At 45.0% G+C, this 17,821-nt stretch carries 9 protein-coding genes; 1 reads left to right on the forward strand and 8 read right to left on the reverse strand.

All coding sequences use genetic code 11. The features are described 5' to 3' along the window. Positions 1-1,795 (reverse strand): TonB-dependent receptor (locus tag VIN08_RS03965; protein WP_331960569.1); only part of this gene is annotated, 1,795 nt, incomplete at its 3' end. Between the two features lie 84 nt (positions 1,796-1,879). Here VIN08_RS03965 and VIN08_RS03970 point away from each other — a divergent pair. Then, the gene (locus VIN08_RS03970; protein ID WP_331960572.1) at positions 1,880-2,581 is read left to right on the forward strand and encodes a metal-dependent transcriptional regulator; all 702 of its coding nucleotides are present in this window, start codon (positions 1,880-1,882) and stop codon (positions 2,579-2,581) included. A gap of 110 nt (positions 2,582-2,691) precedes the next feature. On the opposite strand, the gene VIN08_RS03975 is transcribed toward VIN08_RS03970, so the two are convergent. From VIN08_RS03975 to VIN08_RS04005, 7 genes are all read right to left on the reverse strand, one after another. Continuing rightward, positions 2,692-5,058: an ABC transporter permease gene (locus tag VIN08_RS03975; RefSeq protein WP_331960575.1), complete on the reverse strand. Its 2,367-nt coding sequence runs from the start codon at positions 5,056-5,058 to the stop codon at positions 2,692-2,694. 47 nt (positions 5,059-5,105) lie between these two features. Next, a complete protein-coding gene (locus VIN08_RS03980; protein WP_331960578.1) occupies positions 5,106-7,520 on the reverse strand; it encodes an ABC transporter permease in 2,415 nt (804 codons plus the stop codon). 53 nt (positions 7,521-7,573) lie between these two features. Beyond that, positions 7,574-9,952, reverse strand: a complete 2,379-nt coding sequence (locus tag VIN08_RS03985) for an ABC transporter permease (RefSeq protein ID WP_331960580.1) — start codon at positions 9,950-9,952, stop codon at positions 7,574-7,576. Between the two features lie 107 nt (positions 9,953-10,059). Then, a complete protein-coding gene (locus VIN08_RS03990; protein WP_331960583.1) occupies positions 10,060-12,429 on the reverse strand; it encodes an ABC transporter permease in 2,370 nt (789 codons plus the stop codon). A 40-nt stretch (positions 12,430-12,469) separates the two neighbouring features. Further along, positions 12,470-14,827: an ABC transporter permease gene (locus VIN08_RS03995; RefSeq protein WP_331960585.1), complete on the reverse strand. Its 2,358-nt coding sequence runs from the start codon at positions 14,825-14,827 to the stop codon at positions 12,470-12,472. A gap of 278 nt (positions 14,828-15,105) precedes the next feature. Further along, the gene (locus tag VIN08_RS04000) at positions 15,106-15,777 is read right to left on the reverse strand and encodes a uracil-DNA glycosylase family protein (protein WP_331960587.1); all 672 of its coding nucleotides are present in this window, start codon (positions 15,775-15,777) and stop codon (positions 15,106-15,108) included. 113 nt (positions 15,778-15,890) lie between these two features. After that, positions 15,891-17,821, reverse strand: a 1,931-nt coding sequence (locus VIN08_RS04005; RefSeq protein ID WP_414693239.1) for an AAA domain-containing protein, incomplete at its 5' end; no start/stop codon positions are given.

Consider the following 17,821-nt stretch of genomic DNA (forward strand, 5'->3'; position numbering starts at 1 on the left):
TGTCTTCCTGCAGTGAGAATTCCGGAACAAAATTCCGGTTGCCGAGGTATATAATGTGCGCTCCCGGATCAAGACCATTGGAAGCGATCTCGGTTATATTCGGAGCGCGATAGCCCCGCGCTATATTTGCCTTCAGATTTAGCTGTGGTGTTAACTCGTAGGTGAGCCCCATGCTGGCAGATATACCGGTAAACCGCTTGCTATAATTCGAGAACTGCAATGTAGCATTCTCTGTATCGGAAGTTACATGCTGCCCAAAACCTGTTGCCGGATTTACACCTACATAAAAATCATGCCACTGCACGTGGCGAATATCGTAGCGCACGCCACCACCCAGTGTCCAGTCTTTATACTTCCATTTCAGGTGTACGTACATGCCGGCATCAAACAGATCATAATCGGGAATAGGAAAATCCGTAGCATCTTTACTCTTGTTATCCTGCACCATACCATTAACACCTACCGCTGCCTCTATATTAGCAAACTTGGGCGCGTTATAGCGCAAGCCATAATTATAGGTGTTGAGGCGCAGGTATAAACCCGCCTGCTCCGGCATGGTGGGGTGATTATATTCCCTCCGGAAATTTTGCTGAAATGCAAACTGAAAATCGATATCACCTTCCCCCAAGGTATAATAACTATGCGTATAGATGCGGTAGTGCTGTATATGCTGATGCAGTGGCGACAGAGTATACGAGTTCAGGTCGTGCGCAGAAACAATCGGGCGATTGGTTATCTGGTCGTCAACCCCTTCATAAATCTGCCGGGTGAATTGCCGCGTTAATGAATCGCGGCTGCCATCCGGTATACCCTGCAGGTTATCATAGAGTGTAAGGTTGAAATGTGCATACCCTTTATTGTGGGTATAGCCCGCCAGCAAGGATATATTCTTCTCATCAAAACCTGTATTATATACCCGTCCATCGGCAGCATTGCGATAGTTCCTGGCTACGCGATACGATCCGCGAAGAGCGGCCACAAAATGTTCGGTGCTATAGCCAGCCTGCAGTCCGTTACCAATCAGGTTGTTGTTGGTTTGATACTCCGAAGTAAACTTGCCGTGAATTTTACCGTCCTGTTCATCCGGTATATAGGGGAATAAACTTACCACACCCGCCAATGCATCCGAGCCATACATCAGACTCGATGGACCTTTTATTACTTCGGCCCGCTCTATATTGTAGGCATCTACTTCAATGCCATGTTCATCGCCCCATTGTTGCCCCTCCTGCCGAATGCCATCGTATAGTGTTAACACACGATTATACCCCAAACCTCTTATAAAAGGCTTCGAAATGTTCGGCCCTGTTTTTACCGTGGATAATCCCGGAGCATTCTTCGCCAGCGCATCGATAATATTACTTTCAGCAGCTTGCTCTATGGCGCGATAAGAGATACCAATAATAGAGATCGGATTTTCTTTTGCCAATGTAGCACGTGTTACACCCGTAATTACTACTTCATCTAACGTGGTGCGATCGGGTGTCAACTCAAAGTCAACGATGCGATTCTCTCCATCTTTTAATACAATTGTCTTCTCTGCTTTCAGATAGCCCAGGAATGATACCTGCACCTGGTATGTTCCGGCCGGTAGATGTTTAATGGTATATTTTCCGGTGCTGTCGGTAGAGGCTCCCAGGGAAGTTCTTGCCAGAAATACTGATGCCAACTCCACCGCTTTTCCATCGGCTATAACTTTTCCGGAGATACGGGCAGTTTGCGCCAGCCCTATCGGTCCGAAAGCGGCCAGCAGGCAGACAATGAAAATACGCATATATAGGTGCAGGGATGGCATATCTTTATTGTTTTGGTAACAAAAGTACTAATGTTAGATTAACCTAACAATATATGTTTGAAGGTATTTTTATATTTTTGTTATATGCTTTCACTGACGGAAGAAAATTATCTGAAAGCCCTGCTGAAGCTGACGCTCGAAAAGGAGACAAAGGAAGCAGGCACCAATGAGCTGGCACAGCTACTACAGGTGAAGCCCGCTACAGCCAACGACATGCTGAAGAAGCTGAAAGAGAAATCGCTGGTGGATTATGAGAAGTATGGAAAGATTTCGCTTACAGCAGAAGGACGAAGAAGAGGTATTGAAGTAATACGCAAGCATCGCCTGTGGGAAACCTTTCTTTACGAGAAGCTCGATTTCTCATGGGATGAAGTGCATGAAGTAGCCGAACAGCTCGAACATATACAATCGCCCAAGCTGGTAGACAAGCTGGATAAATTCTTAGGCTTCCCTAAATATGATCCGCATGGCGATGTAATTCCCAACGCCAAAGGCGAAATGGTGGTGCTCTCTAAAAAAACACTGGTAGAAGAAGAGATCGGTCACAACTGCCGCATGGTAGGTGTAAAAGATAACTCCTCTGCTTTTCTTCAATATGTTGATAAGGTCGGCCTCAAGATAAACCTGAATATAAAAGTATTGTCGCGACAGCCGTATGATGATTTGATCGACATTGAAGTGAACGGTAAAAAATCCAGTGTGAGTCCCAAGTTTGCCGAGAACATTATTATCGTCTGCAACGACTGTCGTGAGACGAAGCCGCATAAAGTCACTCGCAAGCGATAGCCCGATATATATAGTGGCTATATATCGGCTGCCTATAAAATAAGGAGGAACGCAGATCTATATCCGCATTCCTCCCGTTTCCTCTCCAAAGTGATTATTTATACTATATCTTATTCGCTTCGCAGTGAATCTACCGGGTTGCTCCGGGCTGCGCGAATGGTTTGAAAGCTCATTGTTAAAAACGCCAGCACAAATACTACTATGCCCGCTATAATAAACACATCCCACGGCAACGTTGTGCGATATGCAAACTCCGCCAGCCAGTCTTCCATCATATACCACGAAAGCGGTGCTGCAATAACAAACGAGATCACTACCAGCAGCAGAAAATCTTTCGACAACAACAACACAATCTGGTTGATCGATGCGCCCATTACTTTACGCACGCCAATTTCTTTTATGCGCTGGGCTGCTGTAAAGGTAGCAAGACCAAACAATCCTAAACAGGAGATACAGATGGCAATAGCGGAGAACCCGGCAAAGAGCTTACTGAGTCGTTGCTCGGAATTATACATCTTGTTATACGATACATCCAGGAAGCTATACTCGAACGGGTAAGCCGCATTGTATTGCTTCCAGATATCCTGTGCCGCTGCCACCGCTTCTTCGTTCTGATGGCCGTTGGTCTTTACATATACCAGCCACGACCAGTCCGGCCGATACAGAAATACGGAAGGCTCGATCTTTTTATGAATGGAGCGATGATGAAAATCTTTTACCACACCCGCTATAACACCTTTGGTTCTCCACAACGTAAATGATTTACCGATGGGATCTTTTATACCTGCCTCACGCACGGCTGTTTCATTCAGTATATATTTAGCAGTATCAGACTTCGCACCGGTAAAACCCTCTCCTTCCACCATCTCCATGCCCATCGCTTCCATAAAATATTCATCGATCACCATCGGGTGTATCATGAAATCCTGACCTTCCTCTTTTCCATCCCAATCGGTATCGCCCGTTGTATTATCCAGTGTGAGTATATTTTGATTGGCGATAGACACCTGTTCGATAGCCGGACTTTTCAACAATTGATTCCGGATCGTCTGAATATTCTCAAACATCTTATCGCGAAGACCAAAGGTAAATGTGTTCTCCTTGTTGAAGCCTAACTTCTTGTTACGGATATAGTCAAGCTGCTTGCCAAATACCAGTGTGCTAATGATAATGAGTATAGAAGTAGCAAACTGTGTAACCACCAGTATCTTTCTGAAAGTAGAATTACTTCCGCTAAGGGTGAGCTTGCCGCGGATCACTTCAATCGGCTTGAAAGCCGAAAGCACCAATGCCGGATATAGTCCGGATACAAGCCATGTAACAAACAGCCCGCCCAATATCAGATAGGCCACTGTACCTTCGGTAATACGGAATGTAAATGCTTTACCGGTGAGTGTATTATAGTAGGGAATAGAAATCTGTATCAGTATCAAGGCCACACCCAACGCCAGCATGGAAATGATGGCCGACTCGGTGAGGAACTGACCAATGAGACGCGAGCGATCTGCCCCGATCGTTTTACGAACGCCCACTTCTTTGGCACGCTTCGAAGCGCGGGCCGTTGCCAGATTTATATAGTTGATGCAAGCGATCAACAATATAGCAATTGCAATAATACCAAAGATGCGAACCGTTTGAATCCCTTCTTCGCTCAGATCAGCACCATAGAGGTGTAACTTGGCCAGCGGCTGCATAATATAGCTTACATTCGTTCCGTCCTGGTTGGCCCGATGGATACGTGTAAGTTGTTTTGCAACGGAGTCGGCATGCGCATCCTGCTGCAGCAGGAAAAAGGTTTGATACATATAGTCTCCCCAGTCTGACTCCAGCGTTTTCCAATATCCGCCAGACTGATATTCATCGATCAGCTTTTGAAAGGGAAAGAGTATACAATATTGCAGCGTGGAGTTCTTCGGCATGTCTTCCATTACACCTGCTACTGTATAGTCATCCTTTTCATTGAGTCTGAATACTTTTCCAACAGCATCTTTCGTATCGAAAATTTTCTCTGCTACAGATACCGATATCACCACTGATTTATTATCCGGAAAAGGTTTCTGCGGATTGCCCTGCAACAACTTTGCATCAAACACTTTAAAGTAGTTGGCATCTACATACCCGATAGGTCGGGTTTCGGTTATCTTTTTATCGTTATAGGTGATCAGCGCTATATCGTGAAAGTTATCGATACGCACAGCTTCTTCTACAGCTGGCACCTGCTGTTTTCCAAATGCCGCTATAGGTGCTGGTGTGGTAGACCATGTTACAACGGTACCACTATTATCGAACTGTGCATTGAGGCGATATACTCGTTCTTTCTTTGAGTGAAAAGCATCGAAGCTCAATTCCTCCTGCACCCACAGTAAAAGCATAATGCTGGCCGCTATACCCAGCGCAAGACCACCCATGTTGATGACCGAGTAAACACTCTCGCGAAACAAACTTCGAAGCGACAGTTTAATGTAATTGAATAGCATACTCTATAGGTTTGGGTAAAATATAGTCTTGCAAGATATAGTGAGGATCATTCATTACGAAGTGAGTCTACCGGGTTGGCTGATGCAGCCCTCACCGTTTGGAAACTGATCGTAACCAAAGTAATGGTTAACAATGTAAGAAAGGCCAGTACAAAAGTGAGCGGACTGATCGTTACGCGTGTTGCAAAATTTTCGAGCCACTGGTTAGCGGCCATCCATGCCAACGGTATGGCTACTGCGTTCGCGACTACTACCAGCACTACAAATTCGCGCGAAAGCAAACGGGCTATCTGTAGTATATCGGCTCCGAGTATCTTGCGAATGCCGATCTCTTTTGTACGCGTAAGCACCATGAATGATACCAACCCTAACAAACCAATCATAGCAATGATGATCGTTACCAGTGAAAATAATCCAAATACATTGGCGAGCTTTTGCTCGGCCTGGTATTGTCGTTCAAAATCCTGATCGAGAAAGAAATAGTTGAAATCATAACCCGGAAAATGTTTTTTCCAAAGACTCTCCATACCGGCAATAAGTTGCTTCGTATCGGCAGCTTTATAGCGGATTGCATAGAGATAACTGTTATCAGGATTATAGTCCATTACCATCGGACCAATCTGTTGCTGCAATCCAAACTGGTGGTAATTCTTTACTACACCAATCACTTCTCCCTGCGGATAGCGCGAGGGTGATGTAATTTTTTTACCTATAGCTTCCGCAGGCGAAGACCAGCCAAACATAGCTACGGCTTTTTCATTGAGCACCAATCCATCTTTCAACAATGCTTCATGATCACGATCGAATGATTCACCGGCCACCATCTCCAAACCCAGCGTTTGTATATAGCGATCATCCACCGCCATATACTCTACGGATATAGCATCTTCACCCGTCTTGCCTTCAGGATACGCAATCTGTCCTGACCAGCCCGGGTTGCCGGGTAATGAATTGGTATAGGTAACTTCCTGCACAGCCGCCACAGTACGCAGTTCATCGCGAAATGTTTTGAACGCTTCCGGATTAGGCGCATGTACACGCGCTGCGTTGATTACAAAAATTTCATCTTTTGCAAAGCCAAGTTCCTGCCCCTGCATATAGCGCAATTGATCTACTACTATAAATGTACCCAGCACAAGGCCCAGTGAAATAACAAACTGAAATACAACCAACGTTCTTCTCAATTGTACACCGCGTGCACTGGTCTGCATCTTGCCTTTCAATACTTCTGCCGGCCGCATGCCCGACATTACCCATGCGGGGTAATAGCCAGAGAGCAATGTAACCACCAATACCAACGCCACCATACCTGCCACTACAGCTGGATTAAACAACGCACTTAATATATAGTGTTTATCCAGCAGACTGTTGAAGAAAGGCAACAAGGCAGTTGTTACCATCAACGCCAGCAACAGTGACAATACGGTAAGTATAAATGACTCGCTGATAAACTGACGCACCAGTATATTTCGGGTAGAGCCTACTACTTTGCGCAAGCCTACTTCTTTCGCGCGGTATACCGAGCGTGCAGTGGTAAGGTTCACAAAGTTTATACAGGCGAGCAGTATAACAAAAGCAGCAATGGCCGACACCAGGTATATACGATCGATACTACCCGTTGGCCCCATCGGGTTCATGCTACGGGTGCGCAGGTATATATCGTTCATAGATGTGAAGGCAAGCTTTGCTTCGGCACCCCAGTCCTTCAGCATAGCACCAGCCCGATCGGTATATATATTTTCGGCTTTTGCTTTAAAGGCCTCAACGTCTGTTCCTTCTTTCAATAATATATAGTTATTGATGTTGATATTCCCCCAGCCTTCATCGTAGGTAAAGCGGGTATCGAACAACGGGAACGTGGCAAACGATATAGCCATATCGAGCTGAATGTGCGAGTTGGAAGGTATATCGGCCATAACACCGGTTACCATAAACTGCAGGGTATCAGACAGAATTATACTCTTGTTCACGGCATCTTCACCCGGAAAAAGTTTTTGCGCGAGTGCTTCGGTAATCACGGCCGTATAGGGTTCTGTTAATGCTTTGGCTGCGTTGCCTTTTACCAATGGAAACGAGAACATGCTCAGAAACTCGGGTGATATAAAGTATATCTTTTGTCGCAGATGTTTATCGCCATGGTTCAGTAAGAGCGAAGAGGCATTCTTCGCATATAGCACAGATTCTACTTCGGGAAAATCTTTTTTCAGAATCATACCCACCGGCCATGCATTGCTGGGGTAGCTATCTTTTTCTCCGGAACCTATCGCATGAAAATTACTTTCCACACGGTATATTCTGTCGCGATTTGCCTGGAAGTTATCGAACGATAATTCATCCAGTGAGTATAACATAATAAGAATGCCAACGGCCAAACCAAGCGCCAGTCCAAAAAGGTTTATCAGAGCATATCCCTTAAACTTTAACAACGAGCGCATCGCGATCTTCACATAATTCAAAAACATATTTATACTTCCGTTGGGTTGATTTTGTTAACTATACTATATTCTAATCGAGTTTATTCATTCCGAAGTGAATCAGCCGGGTTAGCAGAGGTAACATGAAACACGCTATATCCTATAATAACGGCCGAGAAGAGTACCATAAGTACAGCCGGCAACATGAGCGAGACTATATTTACATCGATCTTGTAACTGAAATTTTCCAGCCACAGATCGCTGAGCTTCCACGCCAGTGCAATGCCTAATCCCCCACCCAGTATGGCATGGCGCAGATTGTCTTTTGATAGCAGCAGAAAAAGTGATTGCAGGTTAGCACCGAGTATCTTTCGTATACCAATTTCTTTGGTGCGCACTTCTGCCTGGTAAGCCGCAATAGAATATAGCCCCAGCCCGGTAACGATCATCGAGAGAATAGTAAAATATAAAAGCAACGCCATCATGTTTGCTTCATCGGCATATTGCTTCTCAAAAGCATCGTCCAGGAAACTATAGTCGAACGGACTGTCTGGAAATACTGAACGCCAGATGCCGCGTATAGCCTCCAGGTTGTCCGGAGATATTTTCAGGTAAACGATACTGGCTACATCTCCCTGCGGCTGGTATACATTGCTTCGAAAATCTTTTGCCTGCAGAATAACCGGTTCGATCGGGGTATGCAGGGAAGCAAAGTGAAAATCTTCCAGCACACCAATCACCTGGTACGTGCCGAGTCCGTTCGGGAAAGTTACTTCACGCCCTATAGCACTCTGCCACCCGGCTGTTCGCAGAAATGTTTCGTTTACCATAATCAGTCGCGACCACTGTGCTGGCGAATAATCTTTAAAAGATTTACCACTGCTCAGCCTCATCTTCATCAGATCGGTAAAATGTTCATCTGCCAGTTTTGTATTTACCTGCATCTTTACTTTGCCTGCAGGCCCCGGCACGGTAATCGTTTCGCGAATCTGATCGGCTTCGAAAAGACTGGCAGAATAGGAACCGTAACTCTGTTCTTTAAAACCCGCTGTACTTAACAGGTTAGAGAAACCATTCAGTCGTGTAAGCGAGGTAGAATCTGTCGGTAACTTAATGGATACTATATCCTGCCGGCTATAGCCAAGCTCTTTGTTCCTGATAAATTGCATTTGTGCGAGTATGATGCCGAGCGAGATGAGCACGGCTGTACACAACCCAAACTGCATCGTCATTAAAAGATTCCGCGGGCGGTTGTTACCATCGCGAATACTGAAATTACCTTTCAGCATGGTAACGGAACGTATCCTGGCCAGCAGGCTCGCAGGGTAAATGAGTGCGATCAACACAATACTCACCAGCGCTACTAACAACCCGATGACTATACGCAGATTTCCATCCCATGTAAAATCCATTGTCTTACCCGTGATGAGTGTGAACAACGGCAGGATCAGCTGTATAAATCCAAAGGCCAGTATACCCGATATAGATAATATCAACAGCGATTCACTGAGAAATTGCAGGATCAACTGCTTTGTCTGTGCCCCTGATATTTTGCGCATGCCTACCTCTTTCGCCCTGCGAATAGTAAGCAGTGCCGAAAGATTGATATAGTTAAAAATGATAATGAGTAACAACACTCCCCCCGCAAAGGCAAAGCCGAACATATAATTTATATTTCCCTTTGGCCCATCAAACTTTACACCTGTACTAAAGCGCAGGTTGGTTAATGGCTCCAGTTCAAAAGCTACTTCCAGGTCTTCGAAATGTTTTTTGGTAAAAACTTTCAACTTTTCATCGAAGGCCTTGGGATCAAAGTCTTCACTTACGAGCAGAAATGTTTTGCAATTGAACGACCATCCGGCCTTCTGTAAATCTTTCGCAAAGTCTGAACCGATAAGGGCATGCTGCGGCAGCGAAGTATTTTTGGGCAAGTCCTGAAATATACCGGTAATAGTATAGGAGCGATCATCAATCTCCAGCGATTTTCCCAAGGCATGTTCAGTGTTAAAATACTTCAGTGCAATAGATCGGCTTACTACTACGTTGTTCGGATCATTCAATGCTGTGGCTGCGTTGCCTTCTATAAAGGTATAGCGAAATACCTGCAGTGTTTGTGGATCTGCAAACGCAAAACCTTCTTCGCGTATATTCTCTCCGTTGTAACGCACAACAGGATCGTGAAAGGGATTCATGCGCGAGTAATTCCTGATCTCCGGAAACTCTGCCTGCAACTGCAGCGCCAGGCGATCAGGACTTGCTGAAATTCTGTCGCCACCATTGGAAGTTAGAAAATTAGTAGCGACCCTATAGATTCGATCAGCCTGTGGATGATATCGGTCGTACGTGAGCTCCTGCTGAATATAGTACCCGATCAGCACACAACTGGCCAGACCAAGACCCAGCCCGGTGATGTTGATCAATGAGAATAATTTGGAACGCACAGCAATACGACAGGCAATGACAAAGTAATTTCTGAACATAGCTTATCCGTTTTTGTATGACAACTCCTATGAAAGTATACGTGGTATATATAGTATATACACAACGTTCAACACGCTCCGCTCTCTCTCCTTCTGTTACGCTCTCCTTATTCGCTGCGCAGCGACTTGGCAGGATTTGTGCGAGCTGCTTTTATAGCCTGCGATGCCACAATGAGCAGCGCAAACATTAATGCTCCTGCACCTGCCAGTGGCAATATCCACAGCGGCACGTTAATACGGTAGGGGTACCGTTGCAGGAACAAATCCATCATCCACCACGCCAGCGGTGCAGAAACACAGAAGGCGATTATGATCAGTTTGGAAAAATCTTTTGACATAAGCATCACAATGCCTCCCATGGAAGCACCCAACACTTTGCGTATACCAATCTCTTTGGTGCGCTGCTCTGCCGTAAATGCTGCCAGACCAAAAAGACCAAGACAGGTAATAAATATAGCGAGCACAGCAAACACATTCGAGAGGTCGCTGATGAGGTTAATGCCTGAGAATTTCTTATCAAATTCTGCATCGGCAAAAGAATAATCGAACGGATATGCAGGATTGTATTTCTTCACGATCGTTTCGATCTCTTTTATTGATTCAGGGATTGTTTTGTTTTTGCTTAGCCGTACCGTTACATAGTTGGATGCATCCGGACGCAACACTACGAACATGGGAGATATATCGCGGAACACGGAACCCATCAACACATCGTCTACTATACCAATCAATTTATACTTCTGTTCCCATATTGTTAAATCCTGACCTATAGGTTCTTTCAAGCCCATGATTTTGATAGCCGCCTGGTTTACCAGCACAGCCGCAGTATCGCTCTTGAAATCTTCAGAGAAGTCCCGGCCTTCCAGCACTTTTATACCCATCGTTTTGGTATAGTCGTATTCCACTCGCATCGTAGAGAACAATACGCGCTGGTCGGCAGGTTTACCTGGCCAATCAACAAAGTTGTTAGACCATATCGCGGTAATCGGGCTTTGTGATTTAGTTACAGCTGTAGCCAGTCCTGTATTGAGTATTTCATCTTTCAGCGACCGGTAATTTTTATCCATGTCTGCCGTATTCTCGATCATCAGCAGGCGCTCCTGGTCATAACCAAGATCACGACTCTTGATGTGCTGTATCTGCTGATGAATTACGAGCGTACCAATGATCAATAATATAGAGAAGCCGAATTGCAATGTTACCAGGACTTTTCTTGGCAACGATGCTCCTTTACCTGTATTGAGTTTTCCTTTAAGAACCGTGGCCGGTTGAAACGAGGAGAGGTAGAAGGCCGGGTAGCTTCCGGATAAGAGCCCGGTAATCAACGCAAGACCAACTACAAAAATCCATAGGAACGGAGAAGTAAAATCAAGCGACAGATTTTTCTCTACCAGCTGGTTGTAGAATGGTAACGCTACTTCTACCATAACAATAGCCAGTATCAATGCGAAACCTGCTATGAGCAAGGATTCTCCGAGGAACTGGCCGATCAATTCTTTTCTGCGCGAGCCTACGCTTTTGCGCACGCCCACTTCACGCGCTCTTCGCTCCGAACGCGCTGTTGAAAGATTCATGAAGTTGATACAGGCAATGATGAGTATAAATACCGCTACAGCTGCAAAGCTTCTTACATAATCGATCATGCCTCCCTCTTCCTGTCCTGCTTTGAACGAGCTATATAATCTCCAGCGACTCATCGGGTATAGAAATACATCTCTGCGCATGTCTTCCTCTTTCACATTCTTCTTGATGAGGTCACGCACCTGTTCATTTACACTGGCGAGGTTACTACCTGGTTCAAGCTCAACAAATACCTGGAATGAAAATTCTCCCCAGCTGCTTTCTGTTTCTTTTATCCACTGTGCATATTGTTTATAGTAAGCCCAGGGCAACAGGCACTCAAACTGAAAGGATGAATTTTTGGGTATATCTTTTAATATACCGGCTACTTTCAATTCAGAAGCATTATCAACACGCACAATCTGGTTGATCGGATCTTTATCTCCGAATAAAGCTTTTGCTGCCGATTCGGTAAGCACTATAGAGGAAGGATCATCCAGCACCTGGCGCGCATCTCCTTTTACCAATGGAAAATGAAACATCTCGAGGAAGGACGGACCAACAAAGTGACCTCGTTTTACAACGGTGGTCTCTCCTACTTTCAGCAAATGTTCGCTCCCCCAATCGCACAATGCAGTAAACTTCACATGGCTGTCTGCACCTTTGATAGCTTCAGATAACGGCTGTGGTACAGAGGTAAAGGAGTTTATCGTTCCGTCATAATAACCATTGATCCACGCCTGGTGTATCTCTTTATAGTTACTATGGAAGCGATCGTACGATACTTCATCGTATACCCAAAGCAGAATCAGTATAGTACATGCTATACCAATAGAAAGCCCGGTAATATTGATAAACGAATACACTGCGTTACGCTGAATATTCCGTAGCGCTATTTTCAGATAATTTTTAAACATATACTTCTGATTCTATCGATAATTATATCAAGACTATATATTACTCGCTTCGTAAAGCTTTTACCGGGTTGCTCAGAGCTGCGCGGGCTGATTGATAACCAACCGTTACAATGGTCAACGTTAATATACCTATAGCCGGTAGTATAAATACCCAAATACTTATACTTGTATGGAATGTATACCCTTCCAGGTATTTATCCATAAGATACCACGCCACGGGGAATCCTATAACAAGAGCAACTGTTACCAGCTTTGCAAAATCACTGCACAGCATAACAATGAGATTTGAAACTGATGCACCCAATACTTTGCGCACACCCAGTTCTTTCATTCTTCGTTCGGCCGTGAAGGACGCAAGCCCGAACAAACCGAGACAAGAGATCAGTACGGCCACAACGGTGAAGCTAAGCGACAATTTACCCATTACCTGTTCATTGCGATATTCTCTGTCAAAGTCTTCGTTCAGGAAAGAATATTCGAATGGATAATCCGGATCATACTTGTGCTGTACCTTTTCAATGTGTGCCAACGCATCGCGAACATTACCGGCTACTTTTACAAAGATGCGCCACGTATTTTCAGGGCTATATACAAACACGAGTGGCATAATGCTTTCGCGCAGGTTACCATTGTTAAAATCGCTTACCAGACCAATAATTTTTCCTTTACCATTCCACATCTCGAGATCGGTGCCAATCACGTTGTTTGCATTCAGCCCCATTACCTCCATGGCTTTCTCATTGATTATATAGTTGGCGGTATCCTGTTTATTGAGGTCTACAAAATTTCTTCCGGATGCCATGTTAATGCCCAGCGTGGGTATAAAATTCTCGTCACACGAAATTACTTTGAATGAGATCATCGCACCCTGTGGTTTACCGGGCCATACCGGGTCGGTTGTTGTGTTATCTACCGAGAACGGACTGTGGCCAGCTATACCTACATTTTTAATTGAAGGCATTTGCAGCAATTCGTTCTTGAACGATTTCTGATTTTTGTAAATACCATCGTGCTGGTTTAACACGATAACATTTTCTTTATCGAAGCCGAGATGTTTATTCTGAATATATTGGATCTGGTTATATACTACTATACTGCCAACGATGAGTATAATAGACGCTACAAACTGCACTACTACCAACGTTTTACGAAGACCACCGCCTGTAAGAGACGACTGCATATTTCCTTTCAGAACGGAAGCAGGCTTAAACGAAGAGAGGAAGAAGGCCGGGTAACTTCCAGCAAGCAGGCCGGCAAAGAGTGTTATCGCGATCAACCCTCCGGTAAACAGTACATTGGTAAAATCGATGTGAATAGATTTATTGGTTACTGAATTAAAGAACGGCAACAGGAATTGCACCACGGCAAGTGCCAGCAGCAACGCGAGAAAAGAAAGCAATACCGATTCGCTAATGAATTGTGCGATAAGCCCGGTGCGTTGTGCACCAATCACCTTGCGCACGCCAACCTCGCGGCTACGCGTGATAGAACGTGCCGTAGCCAGGTTCATAAAGTTTATACAGGCAATCACCAAAATGATGAGCCCTACAATGCTCAATGAGTATATATAGTCTATACGGCCACCGGCAATTTTACCATTTTCAAAGTTATCGCGCAGGCGAAGCTCGGTATAGGGGTATAGAAAAGGATTGTTGATACAATCTTTACAGTTCTTCTTGATAATATCGAATATCTTTTTGTTGGCGGCTTCCAGGTTTGCACCGGGCTTTAACGTAGCATAGGTCTGCATGCCGTTGCTGCCCCAGTTAGAAGCCCATGTATTTTCTTTTACCCAGAGATCGTAGTGCACAACAAAATCAAATGATAAGGTAGAGTTCTTCGGTATATCGGCAAACACCGAGCTTACTTCCAAATCGTATAGCTGGTTGACGCGGAATACTTTACCAACAGGATCTTCATCGCCAAAAAATTTGTGTGCGAGTTTTTCTGATATCGCTACTGATTTTTCGTTGGGCAATGGATTACCGGCATTGCCCCGCACTATAGGAAAAGTAAAAATGGAAAATATAGTTGAGTCGGCATAGAAACCATTTTCATTCAGCGACTTCTCTCCATACTTAAACAGCATGGATGAATTCCAGCTGAGTCGCAGGGTCTGGTCAATCTCCGGAATCTCGTGCTGCATGACATCCGAAAGTTTGAGCGGTGTAGCCCAACCGGTTTCTATTTTACCATCGGTATAGGTAAAATTGCTCATTACGCGATAGATGCGATCGCCATTCGCATGAAAGTTATCATAGCTCAGCTCATCGATCACCCACAGGAATATAAATATACTTGTAGCTAATCCTGTGGTGAGCCCCACGATGTTAATGAACGAATAACTTTTATAGCGCAGCAGGTTGCGAAAGGATGTCTTGAGATAGTTCTTAATCATCGCGATATCGTTAAGAGTTTGAAATCCACTAAATATACTTCTGCGATACCGGATACTGCTAACATTTTTTTTAACTGGTTGCCCGCGTAAAATGACAATGCCCGAATATCGCTTTCGGGCAATCCAAGATCAATGCCACTCGCAAATAGCTTGTTTTAGTGATTATTTAGGCGATTCCAGCTCCTGAATCCGGTCAGATGTGAACGGACATGTCCGCATGCGGTCGTTTTCTTCAGGGTAAAGTTTAAGGTCCCTGCTCAGGTTTTTAAGTTCAGGATTTAATGTTTGGAGTTGAACTTGGCGAGGTAATCGGATATATAGGTGTCGATGTGTTTGCGCTTGTACTGCATAATGAAGCGTGGATGGGCTAAGGGTATAACTTCTCCGAAGAAGGCATGCTTTGCATTGATGGATGAGAGGTAATCGAAGTTCTTTCCTTCACCGAGGCAATAACAGCGTTCGCGGTTTACACCAAAGGCCAGCTGCTCGCGAATGCACTGCAACATAAAAGGCTCTACAGCATTTTGCAATTCGCGTATATCGTAGTAGTTGAGGTTCTTGCTGTCTTTTACAAAACCCAGCGGGCTTAACGCGGTGATATAAAAATGCTGGTAGAATTTCCTGGGGCCTCCGTAGGCTTCGATCATGCGGTATATATAGTCTGCAGAGAGTTCTACTTTCTTTTTCAGATCGTTGGGTATACCAATTTGTTCGAGCTTGAGCGGATCGGTAAAGGGTACACCGGTTAATCCGCCACCAAAGCGTCCGGGATTTATACCGAAGATCAATGTGCGCGGGTTGCTGTCGTTGTAGAATTTCTCGTAAAATCTTTTGCTAAGCGCAAAGGCAACGTCATCCTGGTAAGGATTCATCACTTCTACTCCCGGTGGTAATTTTACCTTGATCGAAAGTGATCGATAGAATTTCAGTATATTTTCTGCGTATGACATGACATCTTGCATTATATATAGTACACAATTTGTTTCCCGCAGATCTCGCAGATTGACGCAGATTTTTTTAGGTATATATCTGCGGTCGTCAGCAAGATCTGCGGGAGAAAACTTTACAGCTCGAAGCTGCTTTTGTAAAACTCGTTTTGTTGTACGTAGTCGATCAGGTCGAGGTAGAATGGGTGTGAGCCTAATGTAGCGCTGTCACCGATCATGATCAGTTTCTTTCGTGCGCGGGTCATGGCTACATTTGTTCTGCGGATATCTCCTAAAAATCCCACCTCACCTTTATCATTGCTTCTCACAAAACTGATCGCGATCACATCACGCTCCTGTCCCTGAAAAGCATCTACCGTATTGATCGATATTAATCCATGCAAAGGCTCCAGCACAGAAGAACCTTCTGCGAGCTTCAGCAGGTAATCAACCTGTGCTCTATACGGTGTAATGATCGCGAGTGTAATTTTTTGTTGCAGCCATTCATCTATACCTATCTCTTCTGCCAGTTTTTCTACCTGCTGCGTCAGCAGTGCAGCTTCTTCTTTATTATAGCGGCTAAGCGTTTCTTTATCCTGCTCTTCTATAAATCCGGCTCCGGCTGTATCGATAAATTCTACCGGCTGCTGGTTGGGGCGCAGTAACTCATGCTTGACAGACTCATGCGCGATCAATTCATCGTTATAAAAATAGCGCGATGAAAATTTCATGATCGCTTCGTGCATACGGTATTGCACCTGCAACATAGACGATTGCTCCGGGTGTTTCTCTATACCTTTTTCAAAAAGCGTTTTGGCTAATCCTGCCCGCGCAGCTTCATTTGATTTTATAGTTGGCGGCAACTGTAAATGATCGCCCGCGAAGATCACACGCTCCGATCGCAGCACGGGTATCCAGCATGCAGGTTCCAGCGCTTGCCCGGCTTCATCGATAAATACAGTTTTAAATCGCTTGCCGCGCAAGGTTGGGTGCGATGATCCCACCAGTGTACTGCAGATCACATCGCTGTTTTGTAAGAGGTCGTTGATGATATAGAACTCCAGCATATCTGCATCCGACTTCATCATCTTTACTTCCTGCTTCAACAGTCTGCGTTGCTCACGCTCGTGATGGCCGAAGTTGCGTTTATACTTGAATGCCTGCGCACGCAGTTGTTCCATGCGTTTGCGTATCTCGCGCAGCTCTCCATAATTGTTGTGCGCAGCGATACGCGCATCCATCGTTTTACTCAGCGATTGTTCCGTAACACGGGCCGGGTGGCCTATACGCAATACAGTAAGCCCCTGCTCCGAAAGTTTATCGGCCAGTAAATCAACGGCTGCGTTACTGGGCGCGCACACCAGCACTTGCTTCTCCTGTTTTACCGTGGCTATAATGGCCTGCACAATCGTAGTAGTCTTGCCCGTGCCCGGAGGGCCGTGAATAAAAGCAACGTCACTTGTTTCGAGTACTTTCTTCAACGCATCCTGCTGACTGGTATTCAACGGTGCGGCTACCGGCATTTCATATTTTATGTCTTCCGGTTTTCGTTTGGCGCTCTTCTCTGTTCCCAGCAACAGTTCGCGCAAAAATGCTACGCGATTTTCTTCAGCACCTATCACATCTTTCAGTGCCGCCTCCATTTCGCGATAGGTCATCTCATCGAACATAACATCTACACCGAGTAAACCATCATCAATCCAGTCGGGTAAATCATCACTGTTCAACGTAATCTGCATTACATTGTCGCGCACATAATTTACCACACCGTTCACATGATTTCTCTCCGGCTTTCCATCGGCATTCGAAAAAACACTTACCGATTTTCCGCTTTGAAAAGCATGTGGCTGTTCGAGATTGTTGGTGCGCTCTACTTCTATAATAAGGCGCTCACCCGTGCCTATATAGTCGCGGTTGAAACGCAGCGGATACCACGTAGTGCCTTCTTTCGTCCGCTCGTGTAACGAACGAAGTAAAATTTTCTGCCGGTAATATTCCAGGTCTGCCTGCCGCTCCAGTTTAATCAGCTCGAAGGTCTTTTGAAGTTGTTCGCGCGAAGTCATTTGAG

Source organism: Ohtaekwangia sp. (assembly GCF_036568665.1).
Classification (GTDB): domain Bacteria; phylum Bacteroidota; class Bacteroidia; order Cytophagales; family Cyclobacteriaceae; genus Ohtaekwangia.

What these genes read in the sequence shown, in the direction of transcription:
- VIN08_RS03970 (WP_331960572.1), top strand. Translation starts at nt 1,880, where the DNA reads ATGCTTTCACTGACGGAAGAAAATTATCTGAAAGCCCTGCTGAAGCTG.
- VIN08_RS03975 (WP_331960575.1), bottom strand. Translation starts at nt 5,058, where the DNA reads ATGCTATTCAATTACATTAAACTGTCGCTTCGAAGTTTGTTTCGCGAG.
- VIN08_RS03980 (WP_331960578.1), bottom strand. Translation starts at nt 7,520, where the DNA reads ATGTTTTTGAATTATGTGAAGATCGCGATGCGCTCGTTGTTAAAGTTT.
- VIN08_RS03985 (WP_331960580.1), bottom strand. Translation starts at nt 9,952, where the DNA reads ATGTTCAGAAATTACTTTGTCATTGCCTGTCGTATTGCTGTGCGTTCC.
- VIN08_RS03990 (WP_331960583.1), bottom strand. Translation starts at nt 12,429, where the DNA reads ATGTTTAAAAATTATCTGAAAATAGCGCTACGGAATATTCAGCGTAAC.
- VIN08_RS03995 (WP_331960585.1), bottom strand. Translation starts at nt 14,827, where the DNA reads ATGATTAAGAACTATCTCAAGACATCCTTTCGCAACCTGCTGCGCTAT.
- VIN08_RS04000 (WP_331960587.1), bottom strand. Translation starts at nt 15,777, where the DNA reads ATGTCATACGCAGAAAATATACTGAAATTCTATCGATCACTTTCGATC.